24 protein-coding genes and 1 pseudogene are annotated in these 23301 nt (G+C 39.2%); 9 read left to right on the top strand and 16 right to left on the bottom strand.

Going from position 1 to position 23301, the window contains the following annotated elements:
- Positions 1-15 precede the first annotated feature (15 nt).
- The 5 genes from QM874_RS01085 (at position 16) to QM874_RS01105 (ending at position 3136) form a co-directional block, all read left to right on the top strand.
- Positions 16-1131, top strand: coding sequence for a cysteine desulfurase family protein (locus tag QM874_RS01085; RefSeq protein WP_414315884.1), 1116 nt, complete (start codon positions 16-18; stop codon positions 1129-1131).
- Positions 1132-1135: 4 nt separating this feature from the next.
- Positions 1136-1483, top strand: coding sequence for a DUF1831 domain-containing protein (locus QM874_RS01090; protein WP_414315885.1), 348 nt, complete (start codon positions 1136-1138; stop codon positions 1481-1483).
- A gap of 9 nt (positions 1484-1492) precedes the next feature.
- Entirely contained in the window at positions 1493-1708 is a 216-nt protein-coding gene (locus QM874_RS01095; RefSeq protein ID WP_414315886.1) for a DUF4649 family protein, read from the top strand.
- A gap of 81 nt (positions 1709-1789) precedes the next feature.
- Positions 1790-2431, top strand: a complete 642-nt coding sequence (locus QM874_RS01100; RefSeq protein WP_414315887.1) for a redox-sensing transcriptional repressor Rex — start codon at positions 1790-1792, stop codon at positions 2429-2431.
- 15 nt (positions 2432-2446) lie between these two features.
- The gene (locus tag QM874_RS01105) at positions 2447-3136 is read left to right on the top strand and encodes a gamma-glutamyl-gamma-aminobutyrate hydrolase family protein (RefSeq protein ID WP_414315888.1); all 690 of its coding nucleotides are present in this window, start codon (positions 2447-2449) and stop codon (positions 3134-3136) included.
- Positions 3137-3258: 122 nt separating this feature from the next.
- Here QM874_RS01105 and radC read toward each other — a convergent pair whose 3' ends face one another.
- Positions 3259-3939: a RadC family protein gene (radC, locus tag QM874_RS01110; protein ID WP_075230138.1), complete on the bottom strand. Its 681-nt coding sequence runs from the start codon at positions 3937-3939 to the stop codon at positions 3259-3261.
- 63 nt (positions 3940-4002) lie between these two features.
- Positions 4003-5283, bottom strand: a pseudogene (locus QM874_RS01115) (O-acetylhomoserine aminocarboxypropyltransferase/cysteine synthase family protein).
- A gap of 203 nt (positions 5284-5486) precedes the next feature.
- On the opposite strand from QM874_RS01115, the gene QM874_RS01120 reads away from it, so the two are divergent.
- Entirely contained in the window at positions 5487-6182 is a 696-nt protein-coding gene (locus QM874_RS01120; protein WP_414315889.1) for a VIT family protein, read from the top strand.
- Positions 6183-6452: 270 nt separating this feature from the next.
- Here the strand turns inward: QM874_RS01120 and QM874_RS01125 are convergent, their stop codons facing one another.
- The 5 genes from QM874_RS01125 to QM874_RS01145 all read right to left on the bottom strand — a co-directional run bounded on the left by QM874_RS01125 (position 6453) and on the right by QM874_RS01145 (position 12442).
- The gene (locus QM874_RS01125) at positions 6453-8444 is read right to left on the bottom strand and encodes an ABC transporter permease (RefSeq protein ID WP_414315890.1); all 1992 of its coding nucleotides are present in this window, start codon (positions 8442-8444) and stop codon (positions 6453-6455) included.
- A 1-nt stretch (position 8445) separates the two neighbouring features.
- Complete coding sequence (locus QM874_RS01130) at positions 8446-9204, bottom strand: ABC transporter ATP-binding protein (protein WP_281334644.1); 759 nt, start codon at positions 9202-9204, stop codon at positions 8446-8448.
- A gap of 340 nt (positions 9205-9544) precedes the next feature.
- Entirely contained in the window at positions 9545-9817 is a 273-nt protein-coding gene (locus QM874_RS01135) for a PspC domain-containing protein (RefSeq protein WP_045762960.1), read from the bottom strand.
- Positions 9818-9876: 59 nt separating this feature from the next.
- Positions 9877-10326: a SprT family protein gene (locus QM874_RS01140; RefSeq protein WP_414315891.1), complete on the bottom strand. Its 450-nt coding sequence runs from the start codon at positions 10324-10326 to the stop codon at positions 9877-9879.
- Positions 10313-12442 (bottom strand): Tex family protein, encoded by a 2130-nt coding sequence (locus tag QM874_RS01145; RefSeq protein WP_414315892.1) that lies wholly within the window; start codon positions 12440-12442, stop codon positions 10313-10315. The genes QM874_RS01140 and QM874_RS01145 overlap by 14 nt, the downstream gene beginning before the upstream one ends.
- Before the next feature lie 154 nt (positions 12443-12596).
- Between QM874_RS01145 and QM874_RS01150 the strand changes: the two genes are divergently transcribed.
- Genes QM874_RS01150 through QM874_RS01160 form a run of 3 tightly spaced genes read left to right on the top strand, consistent with a single transcriptional unit; the run spans position 12597 to position 14446 of the window.
- Positions 12597-12728, top strand: coding sequence for an SPJ_0845 family protein (locus tag QM874_RS01150; RefSeq protein ID WP_000268695.1), 132 nt, complete (start codon positions 12597-12599; stop codon positions 12726-12728).
- Positions 12729-13634 (top strand): permease, encoded by a 906-nt coding sequence (locus QM874_RS01155; protein ID WP_414315893.1) that lies wholly within the window; start codon positions 12729-12731, stop codon positions 13632-13634.
- Positions 13631-14446, top strand: coding sequence for a TIGR03943 family putative permease subunit (locus QM874_RS01160; RefSeq protein WP_414315894.1), 816 nt, complete (start codon positions 13631-13633; stop codon positions 14444-14446). The genes QM874_RS01155 and QM874_RS01160 overlap by 4 nt, the downstream gene beginning before the upstream one ends.
- A gap of 139 nt (positions 14447-14585) precedes the next feature.
- Here QM874_RS01160 and QM874_RS01165 read toward each other — a convergent pair whose 3' ends face one another.
- The 9 genes from QM874_RS01165 to QM874_RS01205 all read right to left on the bottom strand — a co-directional run bounded on the left by QM874_RS01165 (position 14586) and on the right by QM874_RS01205 (position 22953).
- Positions 14586-14999, bottom strand: coding sequence for a type II toxin-antitoxin system death-on-curing family toxin (locus tag QM874_RS01165; protein ID WP_414315895.1), 414 nt, complete (start codon positions 14997-14999; stop codon positions 14586-14588).
- A complete protein-coding gene (locus QM874_RS01170) occupies positions 14996-15232 on the bottom strand; it encodes an AbrB family transcriptional regulator (protein ID WP_414315896.1) in 237 nt (78 codons plus the stop codon). Before QM874_RS01170 ends, QM874_RS01165 begins: the two co-directional genes overlap by 4 nt.
- Positions 15233-15607: 375 nt before the next feature.
- Positions 15608-16231: a tetratricopeptide repeat protein gene (locus tag QM874_RS01175; protein ID WP_414315897.1), complete on the bottom strand. Its 624-nt coding sequence runs from the start codon at positions 16229-16231 to the stop codon at positions 15608-15610.
- Between the two features lie 56 nt (positions 16232-16287).
- Positions 16288-17163, bottom strand: coding sequence for an N-carbamoylputrescine amidase (gene aguB, locus QM874_RS01180; protein WP_414315898.1), 876 nt, complete (start codon positions 17161-17163; stop codon positions 16288-16290).
- Positions 17164-17172: 9 nt separating this feature from the next.
- Positions 17173-18258: an agmatine deiminase gene (aguA, locus tag QM874_RS01185; RefSeq protein ID WP_414315899.1), complete on the bottom strand. Its 1086-nt coding sequence runs from the start codon at positions 18256-18258 to the stop codon at positions 17173-17175.
- Entirely contained in the window at positions 18255-19382 is a 1128-nt protein-coding gene (gene nspC, locus QM874_RS01190; protein ID WP_414315900.1) for a carboxynorspermidine decarboxylase, read from the bottom strand. Before nspC ends, aguA begins: the two co-directional genes overlap by 4 nt.
- Positions 19382-20641, bottom strand: coding sequence for a saccharopine dehydrogenase family protein (locus QM874_RS01195; protein WP_414315901.1), 1260 nt, complete (start codon positions 20639-20641; stop codon positions 19382-19384). The genes nspC and QM874_RS01195 overlap by 1 nt, the downstream gene beginning before the upstream one ends.
- Positions 20638-21498, bottom strand: coding sequence for a polyamine aminopropyltransferase (gene speE / locus QM874_RS01200; protein WP_414315902.1), 861 nt, complete (start codon positions 21496-21498; stop codon positions 20638-20640). The genes QM874_RS01195 and speE overlap by 4 nt, the downstream gene beginning before the upstream one ends.
- Positions 21499-22953, bottom strand: coding sequence for an aminotransferase class I/II-fold pyridoxal phosphate-dependent enzyme (locus QM874_RS01205; protein WP_414315903.1), 1455 nt, complete (start codon positions 22951-22953; stop codon positions 21499-21501). It abuts the gene before it with no gap.
- Positions 22954-23301 lie beyond the last annotated feature (348 nt).

Below are 23301 nucleotides of genomic sequence, written 5' to 3' on the forward strand. Positions count from 1 at the left end.
AAATAAGGTGAGCTTTTGATTTATTTGGATAATGCTGCTACGACTCCTATGTCAGCAGTTGCTATCTCAGCAATGACTCAAGTCATGCAGGAAACCTATGGAAATCCTTCTAGTATTCATAGTCATGGTCGCCAAGCGGGAAAATTATTGCGTGAAGCGCGCCAAGACTTGGCATCTTTACTAGGAACTAAACCCCAACATCTTTTCTTCACTGCGGGCGGAACTGAAAGTAACAACACTGCTATTATCGGTCACTGTCTCCGTCACCAAAATTTGGGCAAACACATCATTACCACTGCTATTGAGCATCATTCTGTCCTTGAGCCCATTGAATACTTGGTGGAGAATTTTGGTTTTGAAGTAACAATTTTACAACCCATAAATCAAGAAATCTCTGCTCAACAAGTTCAAGAAGCTCTTCGTGATGATACTATTCTTGTCTCAACTATGTATGCCAACAATGAAACGGGTACTCTTTTACCAATTTCAGAAATTGGAGAACTTCTGAAACAGCATCAGGCAGCTTACCATGTGGATGCAGTCCAAGCAGTTGGAAAAGTTCCGATTTTCCCTGAGACTTTGGGAATTGATTTCCTAAGCGCTTCTGCCCATAAGTTTCATGGCCCTAAAGGCATTGGTTTTCTTTACTCTGCTACTATGGACTTTGACTCCTACCTTCATGGTGGAGATCAGGAACAAAAGAAAAGAGCAGGAACTGAAAATCTTCCTGCAATCGTTGGAATGGTAGCAGCACTCAAAGAGGCACTTGAAAAACAGGAGCAGCATTTCAAAGAGGTGGAAGAACTCAAAGATGTATTTCTACATGAAATGACTGGGGCTGACTATTATCTTAACCAAGGAAAGATCCAGTTGCCTTATGTCCTCAATATTGGATTTCCAGGTCAAAAAAATGATTTATTGCTTCTTCGACTAGATCTTGCTGGAATTTCAATATCGACTGGTTCAGCTTGTACTGCTGGTATTGTCCAAATTAGTCATGTCCTAGAAGCTTTCTATGGACCAGAATCCCATCGCTTACATGAATCTGTTCGCATCAGCATTTCCCCTCAAAATACTATTCAAGAAATGAAACAACTTGCAGAAACTCTAAAAGAAATTATCGGAGGTTAACTCAATGGCATTCGAACAAACTATTCGTCTAAAAAATTGCCGTTACGATTACACAATCAGTCCAACTGTCAAAAAGTTTACTCTTAAAGATAACACTTTCTTTGAAACAAAGGTTGGTAATTACGAACTTACACGACTTCTCGAGAAAGTTCCTAATAGTGGTGAAGGTTTCCAGCTTAAAATCGTTATCAATAAAGAGCTAAATGGTGCAAAAATCAATATTACCGACAAATTTGGTTTACGATTGGTAGATATCTTTAAGTCAGAGGAACACCACATCCACCAAGAAAAGTTCTACTTCCTGATGGACAGTTTAGTAGAACGAGGCGTCTTTACTAAAAGCGAAAGATAGGATACAAATATGTTCCGTCTAGCTTATAAGGATACTTATCAAATTGACCGTGTCTTAGAATATGAAGATTACGAGGCACTCATGCTTTCGCTATCAGGATGTGTGACTTTGCCTGATACGACAGTCATTACTTCTCTCACCTATAATGGAAAAGAAATCTATCAGGGTCTTCTAGGAGATCTCTATCACTTTCTATCTCAAAATGATATAAGCAATATAAACTAAGATTTTTCTTAGTTTTTTCTTGTTTTTGTTGATTTTTTCACAATCTTTCTATAAAATAGTAGTTAGAAAGGTTGTGATTTTGTGAAAGAAAAACAGTCCGCTATTCCTAAAGCAACAGCAAAGAGACTTTCTCTTTATTACCGTATCTTCAAAAGATTTAACGCCGAAAAGATTGAAAGAGCAAACTCAAAACAAATTGCCGAGGCGATTGGAATTGATTCTGCTACTGTTCGACGAGACTTCTCCTACTTTGGCGAACTTGGTCGTCGTGGTTTTGGCTATGATGTTAAAAAACTAATGACCTTTTTTGCTGATCTTCTAAATGATAATTCTATTACAAATGTCATGCTTGTTGGTATTGGTAACATGGGCCATGCTCTACTCCACTACCGCTTCCATGAACGCAATAAAATGAAAATCATTATGGCTTTTGATTTGGATGATCATCCTGAAGTTGGAACACAAACTTCTGATGGCATTCCAATTTATGGAATTTCCCAAATCAAAGATAAAATAAAAAATGCAGATGTAAAAACTGCTATCCTAACTGTTCCTAGCGTCAAATCACAAGAAGTAGCTAATCTCCTGGTTGAAGCTGGTATCAAAGGGATTCTAAGCTTTTCACCTGTTCACCTCCAACTACCAAAGGATGTTGTTGTCCAGTATGTTGATTTAACGAGTGAATTGCAAACTCTCCTCTATTTCATGCGAAAAGAGGATTAGAAAGCGAAAGCATATATGACCAAAGCAATTATTGGGATTTCTGGAAATGAAAAAACTCATCCTGATGATGAGTTGATGATGAGTTATTGTATCAAGGGGTTTGTCGAAGGTGTCAAAGAAGTAGGTGGTATTCCTCTTATTTTACCCATCGGTGATGAAGAGATGGCTCGTGCTTATGTTTCAATGGTAGATAAGCTCATCCTTACTGGAGGGCAAAATGTCGATCCTAAGTTTTATGATGAAGAAAAGACTATTGATAGTGAGGACTACCACTTACAGAGAGACATCTTCGAGTTAGCTCTGATTAAAGAAGCTATCCAGCAAAACAAACCAATTTTTTCTGTTTGTCGTGGGACTCAACTCTTTAATGTTGCTATGGGTGGGACCTTGTTTCAAGATATTGAGGACCACTGGCAAGACTCTACTGCCGAGTACACCACTCAGCGTTTAGCAACAGAGCCAGATAACATTCTTAGAGAGATTTACGGGGAAATCTCCCATATCAATTCATTCCACCACCAGAGCATTAAGGACTTGGCTCCTAATCTCAAGGTTATCGCCTATGATCCAAAGGATAACATTATCGAGGCAGTAATGACAACTGATCAGATTCGCTTTCTCGGTGTTCAATGGCATCCTGAGAGTCTCTATGAAAATCGTCCCAAGGATAAGAAGCTCTTTGACTATGTCGTTAATAAATTGTAAGTGGCTGGGTCAAAAAGGTTTAAAAAAGAAAAAGGCATTATTTCGAGTGTTCAAAAAGCTCGAAATGATGCTTTTTATTATGTAATTATTTCCCATAGAGATGCGTTTTGTATTAAATTCATTTATATGAGGTCCGTCTTCTCACGATAACTAAAATAATCGGAGTGTGAAACAATTAGATGGTCCAATAAGACCAAACCCATTAATTCACAGGCTTCTTTGACAAGCTTCGTAACATGGTCATCATTTCTACTTGGCATGACAGCACCAGATGGATGATTATGAACCAGTATCACAGATGTTGCCATATGCTTTAGAGCATAGTGGAGAATTTCTCTTGGTTCAGCAATACTTCGTGTAGCCGAACCGATAAAAATAGTCTGCTGATGAATGATTTGATTTTGAGTATTCAGATAGAGCGCCACCAGGTGCTCTTGTTTTTTATCTCCCAGCTCAGCTTGCATCTTTTTAGCCAACTTTTGACTACTGAGAATACTCTCTGCCTCAATGGTTTCTTGTTTATGAATACGATGGCCCAGTTCAATCATGGCTTGCAACTCAATAGCTTTCACTCTACCAATACCTGATAATCCCTGTAGTTCTTGTAGGGTCATTTTTTTCAAATCAGTTAAGCAACTTAATTGATTCAATACTTTTTGAGCGATTTCAAAAACAGTAGATTGACGAGTTCCTGTTCTAAGTAAAATAGCTAGTAATTCCTGATTACTCAAACTCTCTACTCCTTCTGTCACCAGCCGTTCTCTTGGCAAGAGTGAATCTTCTTGAAATGAAATACTATACATAAAAATCCTCCTCACTTTATTATTCGTGAGAAGGATCTTAAACCAGATAAATTTTATCTATTTTTAAATATTTTCAAGAGCAAGACGCAAATCTTCGATCAAATCATCAACATTTTCAAGACCGATTGAAAGACGGATTTGATTTTTAGTTACTCCTGCTGCTTCTAGGTCTGAGTCAGACAACTGAGCATGTGTTGTAGTTGCAGGATGAACTACCAATGATTTAGCGTCTGCTACATTGGCTAAGTTCGAAAAGATTTCCAAATTGTCAATCACCTTTCGAGCTTCTGCTTCTCCACCTTTAACATGGAAGGTAAAGATTGAACCAACACCTTTTGGTAAGTATTTTTCAGCCAAAACATGGTAAGGACTATCAGCTAATTTTGGATAGTTAACTTTTTCAACCTTTGGATGGTTCACAAGGAAATCAACGATTTTTTCAGCATTTTGAACGTGGCGTTCAACACGTAGAGAAAGTGTTTCAATACCTTGCAAGAGCAAGAATGAGTTAAATGGTGATAAAGCTGCACCTGTGTCACGTAGCAATTGAACACGAAGGGCAACGATGAAGGCTGCTGCACCTACATCACGAGTATAGCTTAAATTATGATAGCTTGGGTCTTCATTGATAAATTGAGGGAATTTTCCTGAAGCTTCCCAGTCAAACTTCCCACTATCAACGATAACACCACCGATTGTTGTACCGTGTCCTCCGATAAACTTAGTAGCCGAGTGAATTGCGATATCTACACCGTGAGAAAAGACATTGATGAGGTAAGGTGTTGCAAAAGTATTGTCAGAAACCAATGGAATCTGGTGTTTATGAGCAATTTCAGCTATTTTTTCAATATCAGGAATGTTGATGACTGGATTTCCCAAGGTTTCAATCAAAACAAGTTTGGTATTGTCTTTAATCGCTGCTTCTACTTCTTCTAGATTATCGATATCAACAAAAGTTGTGGTGATTCCGTAACGAGGTAGGGTTTCCTTCAAAAGGTTAAAGGTCCCACCGTAGATAGTAGATGCCGCAACAACATGATCACCTGCGTGAGCAAGTCAAAGAATAGTATAAGTAAGAGCTGCCATCCCAGAAGCAGTAGCAAGTGCCCCTACACCACCTTCAAGGGCTGCAATACGCTCTTCAAAAGCTGATGTTGTTGGATTGGTAATACGTGTATAGATATTTCCAGCTTTTTGAAGGGCAAAAAGTTCTGCTCCTTCTTGAGTATCTTCAAATACAAAGGATGTTGTTTGGTAAATTGGTACAGCACGAGATTTGGTAGTAGCATCTACCACTTGTCCTGCATGCAATTGTAGGGTTTCAAATTTAAATTCACGAGTCATATTAAGACCTCCAAAGATTTCATTAAGCTAATTGTATCATCTAAGTAGTCAGGTTACAAATACAACTTTGTTATATCTTGGCATAAGAAATAGCTATGGCTATGCCTGATTGAGAAATTAAAATTGTAGAACTTTTTTCAGATAGTTTAAAATGCTTGTTTTCACTTCTCCTATACTTTATACTAGATATAAAGGAGAATACTATGTCAGAAAATAAACATGAAATTGATACAAACTTTGCTGGTCGTTTAAATATCCTACGTGCTGGAGTTCTTGGAGCCAATGACGGGATTATTTCCATCGCAGGTGTTGTTATCGGGGTTGCCAGTGCAACCAGCAATATCTGGATTATCTTTCTCTCAGGATTAGCCGCAATTCTTGCTGGTGCCTTTTCTATGGCTGGTGGCGAGTATGTATCTGTATCCACTCAAAAAGACACTGAGGAAGCCGCTGTAGCCCGTGAACAATTACTTTTGGATAAGGATATCGAGGCCGCAAAGAAATCTCTCTATGCTGCTTATCTTCAAAATTGTGAGTGTGAAACTTCAGCTCAACTTTTAGTCAATAAAGCCTTTCTAAAAAATCCACTTAAAGCCTTAGTTGAAGAAAAATACGGAATCGAGTATGAAGAGTTTACAAATCCTTGGCATGCTGCTGCATCTAGCTTTATTGCCTTCGTACTTGGTAGCCTACCACCAATGCTTTCGATTATTATTTTCCCAAGCGAATACAGAATCCCTGCTACTGTTTTTATCGTTGCGATTTCTCTATTAATTACAGGTTACACCAGTGCCAAACTCGGAAAAGCCCCAACAAAAACAGCCATGATCCGTAACCTTTGTATCGGTTTGTTGACTATGGAAGTGACCTATCTGTTTGGACAATTGTTTAGTATTTAAAACATAAAAATACCTCGAAAAAATCGAGGTATTTCAGAACGTAGACAAACCCTACCAGCAATAGAAAAATTGCCATATTGTAGGTTGGGTACCATATAGTGAAAACTCTTAGGAATGCTGATATCGCGCTATTCTTAAGAGTTTTTTATAGCAGATTGAACTTAGAATAGTACACTACAGATTCTAAAATATTTTTAGAAATTGATTTGACTTTCCTAATATCTTTTGTTCATATCTTATTTCAATCAACTATACTTTCTCTATTTTTTATTATAGCTGGATAATCTTGCGATAGCTTCTTGAAGTAATCACAAAGATTAGGACATAAACTAAAGCAAAGATACCACAAATAGAAAGTGTTACACTTAACATCATGGCTGTATCCACAACCCCAATAACCTTGAGAATCAAACTTAGCATATGATAGGCAAAGGCTAGATGGAGAAAGGCGAAGATTACAGGGAGGAAGAAAACAGTCAAGACCTGCTTGTTGATGGTTTGCTTGATTTGTTTGTGGTCCAAGCCAACTTTTTGCAGGATGACAAAGCGTTCACGGTCTTCATAACCTTCTGAGATTTGTTTATAGTAGATAACGAGTACAGTACCTATCATAAAGATGATAGAGAGGAAAATACCGATAAAGAGAATTCCACCAAAGAGAGCGTTCATTTCAGCAATTGCATCAGTTTTAGTAGTTCCATTATAAACCATAGCATCTTCACTCTTGAGATTATGACTAAAATTGTTCACATACGCTTCAAAATCATCAGATAGCTTTAACTGTTCCTCTGGACTAGCTGTTACATCCATACCACCGTAGAATTGTGTGTATATAGCTGAATCCTGGTACTGTTCCAAAAAGTTTTGAAGATCTGGTACGACTAGATAGTTATAATCCGATATCAAGAGAACATATTGATTTGAAACATGATTCATGGCAAAATCTTGCTGGATTGCTTCCTTGATCGTATAGTTATGATTGTTCAGACTAAATGCTTTCTGTCCTTTAAGTTGGTCATTTCGAGCCCAGAGTCCTACCTCATCTCTAGTGAGATTTAATTTCTGACCAGTCATCTTTTCGTAATCTTTTTGGTCAAAAACTAAGAAGACAGTCTTGGGCATAACACTATTCTGCCCTTTTGCAAAGGTGGTTAATTTGGTACCATCTTGACTAGAAAGGCCGAAACTTGCGTAACCGAGAACATCCTTATTGCTAATCGTCAAGCTCTTTTCACTTGCATACTGAGTCAAAAGTTTGTCTAAATCCTCTACTTCTACATTTTGCCCTTTAACATCAAAATCGTGAGGATACAGAAGTTTTTTCATGTTTTCAGAACCGTTGTAGATACTGGTTGCTGCTGACATAGTGACCAAAACCATGGTTGAAAGGATGGCAATGGTTGCTAAACCGACAGCATTTTTCTTCATACGGAAAATAAGGTTAGACACAGAGATGAGATTGTTTGGTTTGTAGTAATATCTTTTGTTTTTCTTGAGTAACTGTAAGAAAACTGTAATACCTGCATTGAATAGGAGGTAGGTTGCAAAAATGACCAACATTACGGCTATGAAGAAAGTTAAGACCGCTGAAACTGGATCTTTTACGCTTTGTGCTAGGTAGTACCCACCACATAGTGTAATTAGCCCTAGTAAAGTTTGAAGGACTAGGAAACGCCCCTTCTTCTCACCTTTTGCTTTCTCACGAGATAGTTGGAGAGAATCCATACGGATAATGCGGATAGCATTTAGGAAGACAATGACTAAAAAGACAAGCCCAAATACCAGAAGGATAGAAAGAACTACGGACCATTGGAAGGTGGCTACTAACTCTACCTTCATCTTTGCAAGTTTGAGCAATAAGGCAAAGATGAGATTGTCAAAGAGAGCACCAATCCCAATCCCAGCAGTGACTGTTACTAGCCCAAATATCAGGAGTTCCTTGAAGGTCATACCAATCAAATGGCGCTTTTCTAAGCCCAACATGCCATATACACCCAGTTCTTTGGAGCGATTTTTCATGACAAAACTATTGGCATAAAGGACGATAATGGCTGATGCAAGTGTCACTACGACAAGCCCTAGTTGTAGGGTAAATTGTATAGCAGATGCACCACGCAAATCCACAATTTTAGGATTAAAGGCTAGGGAATAAAAGAGATAGCTAATAGTAACCGCCAAAATGACAGACAAAGCAAAGGGATAATAGAGTTTGCGGTTTTTGATTAAGTTGGAAATGGCCAACTTATTGGTTAATCGAAACATACTAGTTCACCTCACTTGCCATAACAGTCAAGGTGTCAGAGATTTCTTGGAACATCTGACGCTCTGTCTTCTCTCCACGGTAGATTTGATTGTAAAGAATGCCGTCCTTGATGAAGAGGACACGTTTCGCACGACTTGCTGCAGCTGTTGAATGGGTTACCATGAGAATGGTTTGTCCTTGTTCATTGATCTGATCAAAAATATCAAGGAGAGCTGCAGATGATTTAGAGTCTAGGGCTCCTGTTGGCTCATCAGCAAGGAGAATTTCAGGTTCTGTGATGATGGCACGTGCAACTGCTACCCGTTGTTTTTGCCCCCCAGAAATTTCATAAGGATACTTCTCCTGCAATTGATTGATGCCAAGATTTTCAGCCGTCACCACCAATTTTTTCATCATTTCTGTAATAGGCTTTCTAGACAATACCAAAGGGAGTAAGATATTGTCTTTAACAGAAAGCGTATCTAACAAATTGAAGTCTTGGAAAACAAAACCTAACTTTTCACGACGGAAACTTGATGCTTCAGAATTTTTAATGGTCGCTGTGTCAGTTCCGTTTAGAAAGACCTGGCCACGAGTTGGCTTGTCTAGCATGGCGAGAATATTGAGTAAAGTAGATTTCCCAGAACCAGACTCACCCATGATGGCAACGTAGTCGCCTTTTTCTACGGTAAAGTGAATATCTTTCAGGGCTTCTACTTGATTGCCTTGAAAACGTGTTTTATAAATCTTTTGAACATGTTTTACATCTAATAGTGTCATGATAATCTCCTTTTTAATATCCCATTAATTGAAACTGAGCCTGCATCATTTGAATGCCGAGCTCAACTCGCTCGATATCCTTAGGACTCGGTTTACTTTTTTGTTTTTTCTGTAAAATATTTTTCATAGTTTTGCTCCTTTATTTTTATGATATAAGTGTACTCTAAAAAAAGAGATGGTTCCATAACATAACCTTACATTTGGAGCTTTAATCTTACATTTTTGTAAGATAAAGATATTTTTTTGAAATCAACTACTATTAGTTTACCACAAATTTTTAAGCAAAAGAAAAACCCTTGATACTACAAGGGTTTAATACTTCAAATGAATGGTAAGATGGTTACCAAAACCAACCTTCGTCATCATTGATAGGTTGGGCTTCTTTGATCTTGCGTGGGCCTGTTCCATACATTTCAGCTTCGATGTCTTCTTTTGTTGGTAGGATCGAAGCTAGGATAATGTAGATAATAATTCCGAGTCCAAAGTTTGCGATTGTAAAGATTGCAAAAAGGAAACGAACTAGGGTTACATCAAGATTCCACTTATCAGATAGACCTGCAAGTACACCTGATACCATACGATTTCTTCTCATTTTATAAAATTTTGTATTCATAATTTATTCCTCTTTCGGATTTCTTAATCTTAGTATAGCACTAAGCTAAATTTACTACATCAGTCCTTAGGCCGATTTAACAAGAGGAGCTTTCCACGACAGAGACCACAACGATAGCGCTTGGTATCGATTTTTCGCTTTCTTTGATAGATTTGCTGACAAGACTGACAAGTATAGACTAAGCTTGGCTTTTGATTGGCACTTGATAAGGGAGGAACAAAGCGGAGACCGTCTACCTCTTTTAAAAGTTGCTTAAAGGCTAAATCCTTATGCTGATAGCCCTTGCCTTCAAAGTAAAGATGATAATGGCAGAGCTCATGACGAACAATTTTACGAAAAACCTCTAAACCAAGTTCTTGATAAACCTTGGGATTGAAATCCAAATGACCATCCTTAGGGAAAAATCGCCCACCTGTCGACCGTAGACGAGTATTCCATTGAGCTTGGTGTTTGAAAGGTTTTCCAAAATCTTCGATAGAAACTTGTTTAACGTAATCAGTTAGATTCATTAGGAGCAAGGAGCGACAGATTCACTTTTTCGCGGTCAGCATCGATTTTCTTCACCCAAACGGTTACCAAATCACCAACTGAAACTACTTGACTCGGATGTTTGATAAATTTCTTACTCATGTGAGAGATATGAATGAGACCGTCCTCATGGATACCGATATCAACAAAGGCACCAAAGTCAACGACGTTGCGCACAACTCCCTCAAGCTTTTGGCCAACTTGTAAGTCTTTGATATCCAAGACATCCTGACGAAGGACTGGAGCATCAAAGGAATCACGGAAATCACGTCCTGGTTTGAGAAGGTCAGCGATAATATCTTTAAGTGTTTCTTGACCGAGTTCTAGCTCTTGAGCCATTTCTTTGATTGAAACAGATTTGAGTTTTGCTTGCGCTTCTTCATTTAGGTCTTTTATATCCAAGCGTTTGAAGAGTTCCTTGACCGCAGTATAGTTTTCAGGGTGAACTCCTGTATTGTCAAGGATATTAGAACTTTCAGGGATACGGAGGAAGCCAGCAGCTTGCTCAAAGGCCTTAGCACCTAGGCGAGGAACTTTCTTGATTTGGGCGCGTGAAGTGATTTTACCTTCTTCTTCACGGTACTTAACAATATTTTCTGAAATAGTTTTGTTAAGTCCTGCAACGTGTGAAAGCAAGGCTGGACTAGCTGTATTGATATTGACACCGACTTGGTTAACCACTGTATCAACAACAAAGTCAAGACTTTCAGATAGTTTTTTCTGACTAACATCGTGCTGATACTGGCCAACACCGATAGATTTAGGGTCGATTTTAACCAATTCAGCAAGAGGATCTTGCAAACGGCGAGCAATTGAGATAGCCGAACGTTTTTCAACGGTTAGTTCTGGAAACTCCTGACGGGCAAGTTCACTAGCTGAGTAGACAGACGCACCGCTCTCATTAACGATGACATAACTAACTTCTGGAAAATCCTTGAGCACTTCGGCAACAAAAGCTTCACTTTCACGACTGGCAGTTCCATTTCCGATAGCGATGATTTCAACACCGTATTGGCCAATCAAATCTGCCAAATCACGCTTAGCTTCTTCAATCTGACGAGCTGAAGCTGGTTTGACTGGATAAATGACTTGCGTTGTCAGCATCTTACCAGTAGCATCAACGACCGCAAGCTTGGCACCTGTACGAAAGGCAGGGTCAAATCCAAGAACCACGCGCCCTTTTAGTGGTGCTACGAGAAGGAGATTACGAAGGTTTTCTGAGAATAGTTGGATAGCACCTTCTTCTGCCTTTTCTGTCAGTTCAGTACGAATACGGCGCTCGATAGCTGGCAGTACCTTCTTCTTAACAGACTGCTGAACAACTTCGTCAATATAGGCATTTTTAACCTTAAAACGAGCAGCAAAGAAAGCAAGAATACGATCAGTCGCATGCTCAAAGCCAATTTTCAAAATTCCGAGCTTCTCACCACGATTAAGGGCAAGCGTACGGTAACCTTGCATGTTTGCAACTGTTTCTGAGAAATCGTAATAAATCTGAAAGACTTGTTTTTCATCAAGACTCTCATCTTTGACTTGAGAAGTAATCTTAGAGCGTCTAAGTACCTCTTGATAGGTCATTGAACGCAAATGAACATCCTCGGATAGTGCTTCAACCAAGATGTCTACAGCCCCAGCCAAAGCTTCTTGAGGAGTTTCGAAACCTTCACAGACAAATGCTTCTGCTTCTTTTTCTAGGTCAGAAACATTTTGTAAGATTAAGCGAGCAAGAGGGAAAAGCCCCGCCTCACGCGCAATCGTCGCCTTGGTCCGACGTTTTTCCTTATAAGGAAGATAGAGCTCTTCAACGTCTGCGAGTTTTTCAGCAGCTAAGATGGCTTCTTCTAACTCTTTGGTCAACTTACCTTGCTCTTTGATTTTTGCTAAAACTGCTTCCTTACGGTCATTGAGGTTGGTAAGACTTTTATCAAGGTCGATAATAGTCTTAATAGCCACTTCGTCCAAGCTACCAGTCATATCCTTGCGGTAACGAGCAATAAAGGGAATCGTAGCACCTTCAGCTGTCAAAGACAATATGGTATCAATCTGCTTTAAAGTTACACCCAAATCTTGGGAAATTTTTTCATATTTTTTATCCATGAAACTATTATACCATAAGGAAGAAAGCTTGTTTTCATTAATTTATTACTTTCATTCAAGTTAATAAAGATACAAACGATTTTATTTTAAAATCCAACTATTTCTTAGAAATAATAGTATAATAGTGTTAACTAAAAGAATCGAGGTATGCCTTATGGCTGTTAAATTTACAAAAACTGATGACTTAGATAAAATGTTCGAAGAGTTCGCTAAACTTCCTGATTTGAAGCAAGTGACATTTCCAGATGACAAAGAAAAGAAAGATAAGGCAGAAAAGAAAAAATAGATGATGATCTTTCAAAGTCTGCCTTCAAGTATTTTACAGGCTGGTGCTATCTTTCTATCAATTATCATTGAAGCCCTACCCTTCGTTTTGATTGGAAGCATTATCTCAGGTGCTATTGAAGTCTATGTGACTCCTGAAAAAGTATATAGATTTCTCCCTAAAAATCGTTTGGGGAGGATCTTTTTTGGTACATTTATAGGGTTTCTCTTTCCCTCTTGTGAGTGTGGAATTGTTCCGATCATCAACCGTTTCTTAGAGAAGAAGGTTCCAAGCTATACAGCTGTTCCATTTCTAGTAACCGCTCCTATCATCAATCCCATCGTACTTTTTGCAACTTATTCAGCCTTTGGTAATTCATTTAAAATGGTTTTACTCCGCGCTTTAGGTTCGATTCTTGTTGCTACTATATTGGGTATCTTTCTTGGATTTTTCTGGGAGGAATCTATTCAAAAGGAAAATAGATTGGCTTGTCATGAGCATACTTTTTCTCATTTGAGTAAAAGTAAAAAAATCCTTCAGGTCTTTATCCAAGCTATCGATGAATTCTTTGATATGGGACGTTATTTGGTTTTCGGTTGTCTGTTTGCTAGCATAGTCCAGGTTTATGTACCAACTCGTATTCTGACATCTATTAGTGCAACACCACTACTCGCTATTGTTCTTTTAATGCTCTTATCTTTCTTACTATCGCTTTGTAGTGAGGCAGATGCCTTTATTGGCTCTTCTCTTCTCTCCAGTTTTGGTTTTGCTCCAGTTCTTGCCTTTCTAGTTATAGGTCCTATGTTTGATGTTAAGAACTTACTCATGATGAAAAATTATCTCAAAACTCGCTTTATTTGGCAGTTCATGACCATTGTGACTCTTGTTGTTCTTGTCTATTCTTATCTAGTCGGGGTGATGATATGATACGATTTCTTATTTTGATTAGTTATTTTTTCTTAACCCTTTATCTACACCTATCTGGTAAGCTCAATCAATATCTAAACCTCCACTACTCTTATCTGGCTTATATAACAATGGTTCTATCTTTGTTACTAGCCATTGTTCAAGCCTATATTTGCTTCAAGCGTTTGAAAGAACACAGTCACTTACATAAGTTTTCTGCCAAGCTTGCTAGTTCTGTCCTCCTAAGTTTACCTTTGTTAGTTGGGTTTACATTTCCAACTGTCGAGCTAGATTCGCAAACAGTATCGGCAAAAGGATATTATTTTCCTCTGTCAGAAGGAACGGACAAGGCAATCCAAGCAAGCGAAGGTACGAGCAGTCAGTATCTTAAACCGGATACCAGTAGGTTTTATTCACACACAGCTTATGTAGACACTGTTCGTAAAATTGCTGATAAATACTTAGCTCAATCTAGTATTGTCATCACCGATGAGAATTACTTGGAAGTCATGGAAGCTATCTATGATTATCCAAATGAATTTGAAGGCAAGGAAATCGAGTTTATTGGCTTTGTCTACAACGATCCAAGTCACAGCGATAGTCAATTTGTCTTTCGCTTTGGTATCATGCACTGCATCGCTGATTCGGGAGTTTTTGGCCTCTTGACCACAGGAAACAACAATCAGTATGAAAATAACACTTGGGTGAGAGTCAAAGGTAAGATTAGCAATCGCTATCACAAGGAACTCAACCAAGTCCTCCCAACCCTTGAAATTCAATCCTTTGTAAAAGTCGATAAACCAGAGAATCCTTATGTTTATAAAGAATTTTAAAAAAGTAGCCTGAGTGGGCTACTTTTTTGTCTATTAAGGTTGAATGTTTGACATATTCAAAAGATTAGCTTTCTGAATTACAGAATTCTAATACTGTCTGTTTATCTATTTCTTACTTATAGGATTTAAATATCCAAGCTTAAATTCGGCCATTAGCTCTAAATGTATGTTCAGAGATCCATTTGGTGTAGCCAGCTAACCTTTCATCTGTTAAGGCTTCTACTGCAATAGTTACACACATATCGACCGCTTCTTCAACTGTTACAGAAAAACGATAACCATTCAACTGCAAAAATTTCACCAAAACGAAGAAAGCAGTTCGTTTATTAGCGTTGGCAAAAACATGCTTCTTGATCAATTGGACAAATAGTATCGTTGCCTTATCAAAAATTGTTGGATAAAGAGGTTTGCCAAAAACAAATTGTTCTGGTAAATTGACAATCATATTTAAGGCAGAAGGACTAACCGTCTGAATTTTTTCATTTGGGGAATAACGTTGAATTGCTAAAGCATTGATTTTTTCGATTTGCCTTTCTGTTAGATAGACTGTCATTTTTCCACCAAAGCTTTGAAAACATCATCGTATTCATCAAAAATTTTGTCCAAATTTAAGTCAAAAGCATCATCAGAGACATAAGAAATCTGATGTCCATACTCTTCGGGAGTAAAGATAATTTCACCACTTGGTAACAATTTTGCTTCGTATTTAACACCACTTGGAATATTGAATTCACTTGGAATGGTGATGGTGATTGAATTTCCTTGTTTTCTTGTTTTTACTACCATCTGATTTCCTCCTTTGGAGTATTATAACAAATAATTACCGTAATTACAATGACAGAATATCAGTTAAAATAATTCAGCTTGAGAAATTTCTGCTAAGAACTCATCCGAATAAACCGAATAAGCATTTGGATCAGGCACTTTGTGGTTGTTCATGGCTTGTCCACATCAACATGTCCATTTTCCCTTATCTAACCTCAATCACGAACTAATTCTTCAAGGAAAAAATGATTGAGATTTTTCCAGTCTTTCTTCTACTCGGTAACACTATGTTCATTTTATCAGAATCCTAGGACATTATCAAAAATTACTATAGTATCTACAGAAAAAAGCTAGAGTTCCACAATTAGGAACCTCTAGCTTTTGCGTATCTGAGAACTATTTTGTCTCAGACTTTTTATGATCTATTAAAGCTCTGACTTCTTCCGCTCCAATCTCATCTCCCGCCTTGTCGAAGAGTTTAATAGCGTAACTAAAATAATCATAGGATTTACTCGAATCAAGTTTTCGATAAATCTCTCCCAATCCTCTATAAGCGCAGGCCTGAGCGATAAGATCATCTGTCTTTAAGGCTGAGTCTAGCGATTTCTGCATATAAAACTCCTCTTCAACTAGTTGACCTAACTTTAATCGTAAATAACCTTGCTCATAGTCATTAACAGAATATTTGAGAGAATCCCCTGAAAAATCTTGTTCAATAACTTCTCGCTCTTTTTCGATATAGCTAAGAGCTGTCTGAAAATCATTCATTTCACGATAGACCATGGCCAATTGATGATATGCGATGTGTTCATTTTCACGATCCTTTTCTGTAATAGCCAAGTGAAGATAACGTTTGTAAACCTCTAAACAGTCTTCATACTTTTTTTCGTACAAATAGATATAGCCCATCAAGTTTAAAAGACTGTAATCTTTACAAGTTGCTAGGCAAAACTCTGCTTGAACTAATTGCTTCGCTTCATTAATCTTTCCCTCAAATAATAATTCCCAAGCTTGGTTCATTAAAAGACTCCTATCTATTCTAGAACGATAATTACCTAAACTAAAATTACAAACAATTATCTCACAATATCTTTATACATGTCTGGTCTTCTGTCTCTAAACAAACCCCAGTTTAGGCGTTCACTCGCTCCTTTGTCGAGATCATAAGTGGTTAAGAGGATTGCTTCATCTTGTCGTTCTGCTTGGGTCAAGATAGCTCCTGTTTCATCGGTCATAAAGGATGAACCGTAGAAATTAAGACTTGAACTTTGTCTACCATTTTCCTCGCAAGGAGAGACTTCTTCCAAACCATAACGATTAGCAGCAATAACTGGGACAATATTTGCTGCTGCGTGTCCTTGCATGGTACGTTGCCAATGACCACAACTATCTGTATCCAAAATTGGTTCCGAACCAATGGCTGTTGGATAAAAGAGCAATTCCGCTCCATTCAAGGCAAGGCAACGGGCTGTTTCAGGGAACCACTGATCCCAACAAATCCCAATACCAATTTTCGCATAGCGAGTATCCCAAACTTTGAAGCCAGTGTTTCCAGGAGTAAAGAAGAATTTTTCTTGATAATAATGGTCATCAGGAATGTGAGTCTTCCGATAAACGCCAAGGACTTCTCCATCAGCATCAATGACAGCAATGGAATTGTATAAAACATTGCCATCCTTTTCGTAGAAACTGATCGGTAAAACGACCTTTAACTCCTTGGCAATCACTTTAAAATGCTGAATAGCTGTATTTTCTGTAACAGACTGGGCATACTGGTAGAAGTCATATTGACGTTCCTGACAGAAATAGGGACGTTCAAATAATTCAGGCAAGAGAATAATTTGCGCACCTTGATCCGCAGCTTGACGAACTAAATGTTCAGCTGTTTGGATATTGGTTTCCACATCCTTAGCGCATTGCATCTGAATAGCTGCAACCGTTACATTTCTCATTTTTTTCTCCTATTCTGGAATTTGTTGGGTAATGCAGTGGATATTTCCACCACCTAAAAGAATAACTCTAGCTGGGATTCCTACGACTTCACGGTCTGTGAAACACTGACTAAGGATATCCAAGGCAACTTGATCGTTTACATCCTGAAATTGCGGCACCAAGACAGATTTATTGGCGATATAGAAGTTCACATAGGAAGCAGCTAAACGTTCACCAGCATAGCGCTCCTCTTCACCTTCTTCATAACTATAACCCGGTAAATCCTCTTCGGTCACTACTTGATGGATAGCTGGAATCGGAAGTTTATGAATGGTAAAGGAACGCCCCTTTGCATCTGTTTCCGTCTCTAAAAGAGCTAGATCTGCCGCAGACATGGCATACTGGGGATCATCCTGATCATCTGTCCAAGCTAAAACAATCTCCGCTGGACCAACAAAGGCTGCAACATTGTCAACATGTTCATTGGTTTCGTCCTGATAAATACCGTAAGGCAACCAAATGACTTTTTCGGCACCAAGGCTCTCCAGTAAAGTCTTTTCAATCTCCTCTTTAGTCAGGTGAGGATTACGACCAGGACTGAGCAAACAACTTTCAGTCACAAGTATAGTTCCTTGACCGTCACTGTGAATAGCTCCGCCTTCCAGTACAAATGGTTTGGCATCATAAACAGGTATATCTAAGACTTCTGCAAAACGACTGGCCACTTGGTCATCTGCTTCATAGTCTTGATAGAGTCCATCAACAGCACCACCCCAGGCATTGAAAGACCAATCTACCGCCAACTTTTCCCTTTTATCATTAAGGAGAATGGTCGGACCTGTATCACGAGCCCAGGCATCATTTGTTGGAATATCTAGATAAACGACCTGGTCTCCAAGATAGGATTGGGCTTCAGATAGATAGTCCTGCTCCACCAAAAGGTAGACTGTTTCCCCTTGGGCAATGGTTTTGATAATCTGACTAAATGCTTTTTTAGCTGCCTTTCCTTGAAAAGGCCACGAACCTGGTCGAGTAGGCCATATCATGAGAGTTCCATGGTGGGGTTCATACTCTGCTGGCATACGATAGCCTAATTTTTTTGGACTGTCCATCATGATAATCTCTCCTTAAAGTCTTGATAGCCGAAGGCTTTGACTAAGCTACAGTCACCCTGATCGTCCATGAGATAAAGACTTGGTAATCCAATACCGTTAAAGGTATTATTTTTGACAAAGGAGTAGATAGCCATGTCTTCAAAATAGAGTCGATCGCCGATTTCAATCGGTTTTTCAAAGCTGTAATCCCCAATGATATCACCTGTTAGGCAGGTATTGGAAGAGAGTCTATAAGTATAAGGTTTTTCTTGGGCTTCAAATCCATCTCTCAATGGGGGGCGATAAGGCATCTCAAGGACATCTGGCATATGACAACTTGCTGAAGCATCTAACACCAAGGTCTTAATTCCGTTTTCAACAATATCCAAGACTTCTGTCGCTAGATAGCCCGCATTAAGTGCAATAGCTTCTCCAGGTTCAATGTAGACGTCTACGTTATAAGTTTCTCGAATACGTATAATCTCAGAAATCAGTAAGTCCTCATCGTAATCTTCTCTTGTGATGTGGTGTCCGCCGCCCATATTGAGCCATTTAACTTGGTGCAAATAAGCTCCAAACTGCTCTTCTACTGCTTTCAAAGTCGTTTGTAAATCATCTGCCCCTTGCTCACAGAGGGTATGAAAATGAAGTCCGTCAACCAACTCCAATAAATCACTTGGTATCTTGTCTGAAGTCACTCCAAAACGAGAGCCAGGAGCACAAGGGTCATAAAGCGCGTGGTCACCCTGCGTTGAACATTGAGGATTGAGGCGAAGACCGACACTGATACCAACTTCACGACAAGGTTGACCATATTTTCGTAGTTGTCTCTCTGAGTTAAAGACAATATGATCCGATATTTGCAGTAGCTCTTCCATATCTGATTCCTTGAAAGCAGGCGCAAATACATGGACTTCCCCCGGAAACTCTTCTCTAGCTAACTTCGCTTCATAGAGTCCACTAGCCGTTGTACCAGAGAGATACTGGCTAATCAAGGGATAGGTTTTATAGAGAGAATAAGCCTTTTGAGCCAGTAGAACCTTACAGCCGGTTTTTTCTTGAACCTCTTGTAGAATGCGGCAATTCTCTTCTAGTTTTACTAAATCAATGACATAGGCTGGTGTTGGTACTTGTTCTAACTTCATTAGTCCACCATTTGTGGATTTTCAACCACAACCCATGGCAAACCATATTTATTTAAAGCTTCCATGAATGGGTCTGGATCCAACTCTTCAAGGTTATAAACTCCTGGTTGTTTCCAAGTGCCATCCATCACTAATTTTGTCCCAATCATGGCTGGAACTCCAGTAGTGTAAGAAATGGCTTGTGAACCAACCTCTGCGTAACATTCTTGATGGTCACAAACATTGTAAATGTAGATTGTCTTTTCAACGCCATCTTTGACACCTGTAAAGATACAACCGATATTGGTTTTACCAACAGTGCGTGGTCCAAGGCTTGCTGGATCTGGAAGCAAGGCTTTTAAGAATTGGATTGGTACGATTTCTTGTCCGTTAAAATTAATAGCATCTGTACGAAGGAGACCAACGTTTTCCAAGCATTTCATGTGCGTTAGATAAGATTGACCAAAAGTCATAAAGAAACGAATCCGTTTAACTCCTGGAATGTTTTTGGCAAGTGATTCAATTTCTTCATGATGAAGAAGATACATGTCTTTTTGTCCAACTTGAGGGAAATCATATTCACGTTTGATAGACATAGCTTCGACTTCAACCCATTTTCCATCTTCCCAATATGAACCTGGTGCAGAAACCTCACGTAGATTAATTTCTGGGTTGAAGTTGGTCGCAAATGGATAACCGTGGTCACCACCATTACAGTCTAAAATGTCGATATAGTGGATTTCATCAAAGTAGTGTTTGAGGGCGTAAGCTGAAAATACACTAGTTACACCTGGGTCAAAACCAGATCCAAGTAGTGCAGTCAATCCTGCTTCTTTGAATTTATCTTGGTAAGCCCATTGCCATGAGTAGTCAAAGTAGGCTGTAAAACCAAGTTCCTTACAACGTTTCTCATAGATGGCACGCCACTCAGGATCTTCTGTATCCTCAGCCTCGTAGTTGGCAGTATCGATATAGTGGACACCTGTTGCCAAACAAGCATCCATGATGGTCAAGTCTTGGTATGGTAGGGCCACATTCAAAACAGCTTCTGGTTTGTAGCTTTCGATCAAGGCAATCACTTCTTCTACCTTGTCAGCATCAAGAGCTGCTGTTTCAATCTTTGTACTTGTTTTGCCTTCTAATTTAGCCTTCAAGTCATCACATTTTGATTTGGTACGGCTAGCAATCATAATCTCTTTAAACGTTTCGCTATCTTGGCAAATCTTTGAAATAGCAACTTGGGCAACGCCCCCACATCCAATAACTAATAAACGACTCATTTTTTCCCTTCCTCTTCTTCTAAAATGTCCTCAACATACTTGGGCAACATGAAGGCTCCCACATGTAAGTTTGCAGTGTAGTATTCTGTGAATAACTGGCGTTTTTTCCAACCTTCCTTGTCAAAATCTTTGACTGGGTGGTATTTTTTCGATGCAAATCCAAACAACCAATAGCCAGCAGGACTGGTTGGGATATGTGCCTGGTAAACCCGGCTGATTGGAAAGGCTTGATTGACCTTGCGGTGCATACTACGGCAAGCCGACTCGTCCTCGTCAAAGAAAGGACTCCCATGCTGATAGATCATAATTCCGTCTTCTTTGAGAGCACGGTAACTATTTCCGTAAAATTCCTTGGTAAAGAGCCCTTCCGTATGGCCAAAGGGATCTGTCGCATCATTGATAATGATATCGTAATCATCTTCGCAGTTCCGTAAAAAGCGAAGTCCATTTTGATAGTAAATGGTGACACGAGGGTCATTAAGACCTGCAGCAAAATCTGGGAAATACTCACGACAAACCTCAACCAGCATCTCATCTGGTTCCACGATATCGATTTGTTCCAATTCTGGATAGAGTGTTAAAACTTGGGCAACACCACCATCACCACCCCCAATAACCAAGACTTTCTTTGGATTGGGATGGACAGCCATAGGAACGTGAACTGTCATTTCGTTGTAGACAAAGTCATCTGCATCTGAGAACAAGACGTGCCCATTTAAAATCAAAATCTTTCCAAAAGCTGGCGTATCTAAAACTTCAATATCCTGCCATTCACTTTTACCTGCGTAAAGTTGCTTAGCTGTTCTCAAAGACAATTTCACATCTGGAGTATGAACTTCAGAAAACCATAAATCCATCTAGTTCTCCTTTCTCTCAATGACATTAATGTGATTGACCTCTGGATCTTCCGTTCCTTGGAGGGAACAACCACGTTCTTTGGCAAATTGAATATAATCGACAAGACCTTGTGTAATGCGTTCACCAGGTGCTAGGATTGGAATACCTGGAGGGTAACACATGACAAATTCCCCGCAGACTTGCCCAACTGATTCGTCCAGGGTTAAACTTCTTCTCTCTGAGTAGAAGGCTTCCTGAGGAGACAGCACTAACTCAGGTTGGATATATTCTCCAGCAATCAAGTCCTTCCCATCTCTTGAGTAGAGTCTCTTGATGTCAGCCAGAGCACCAACCAAGCGTTCAATGTCTTGGATACGGTCACCAATCGAAATGTAGGCCAAGATATTGCCAATATCACCAAACTCAATCTGAATGTCATATTCATCACGTAAGAGGTCATAAACTTCAATACCTGTTAAACCAATTCCCTGAGTGTAGACTGACAGCTTGGTCACGTCAAAATCACAGACCGACACACCGTCTACTAGCTCTTTTGAGTAGGCATAGTAGCCACCGATGGCATTGATTTCACGACGAGCATACTCAGATAGCTCGATGACCTTCTCAAATGACTCTTTACCACGAAGGGCCAGATTGCGGCGTGAAATATCCAAACTAGACATTAACAAATAGGATGCTGATGTTGATTGGGTCAGGTTAATGATCTGACGAACGTACTCAGGATTCATCTGCTCGCCAACTAAAAGAAGTGAACTTTGTGTCAAGCTACCACCAGATTTATGCATAGACACTGCTGACATATCTGCTCCTGCATCCATAGCAGATAGAGGAAGTTTATCTGTAAAGTGGAGATGAGCTCCGTGTGCCTCGTCTACTAAGACTTTCATTCCTGCAGCATGGGCCATCTCTGTTAGCCCCTTAAGATCTGAACAAATCCCATAGTAGGTTGGATTGTTTATTAGGATAGCCTTGGCATCCGGATGGTCCTTAATAGCTTGTGCCACACGATCATTTTCAAGCCCCAAAGCAATACCGATTTTGGGATCCACACTCATCTCGATATAGATGGGAATAGCTCCACATAAAACGAGTGCATTGATGGCTGATTTATGGACATTTCGAGGAAGGATGATTTTATCACCTGATTTACAGGTGGAAAGAATCATGGTTTGCACGGATGAGGTTGTCCCACCAATCATTAGAAAGGCATGGGCAGCTCCAAAAGCCTCTGCTGCTAGCTCTTCTGCTTCTCTGATAATCGAAATGGGGTGTCCTAGATTATCCAAAGGCTTCATAGAATTGACATCAATACCTACGCATTTTTCCCCTAAAAGTTCGACCAACTCTGGATTCCCACGGCCACGCTTATGACCTGGTACATCAAAAGGTACAATCCTTTTTTTTCGTAACTTAACTAACCCCTCATAAATAGGAGCTTGGTTTTGATTTAACATTATAAAGACATACTCCTTTACTGTATTTTTCCCACATTAATTAAACTTAGGTGCCAAAGGATACTTATGAAAAAAGAGCAGGTTGGCACCTGCTCTACAATCTACTGACGTGTTTATGTTTGTTTCTTTTGAGTATGTCTGTTCCTGATGTTTCCTAACTCTCTAGTAGCAAATATTACGTACTTTATTGATCGTTTCACAAGATGACGTGTGCTTTCACCACACTAACAAATCTATACGAATTAGGACAAGTGTCCTAACATCAACTTATAAAAGTAGGCTTTTAACCCTATCAATAATGTGGCTTTTCAACCACGCTTCGGCATTCAACCCTGCCTGTCCGTAGGC

Source organism: Streptococcus infantis (assembly GCF_047463615.1).
Classification (GTDB): domain Bacteria; phylum Bacillota; class Bacilli; order Lactobacillales; family Streptococcaceae; genus Streptococcus; species Streptococcus infantis_X.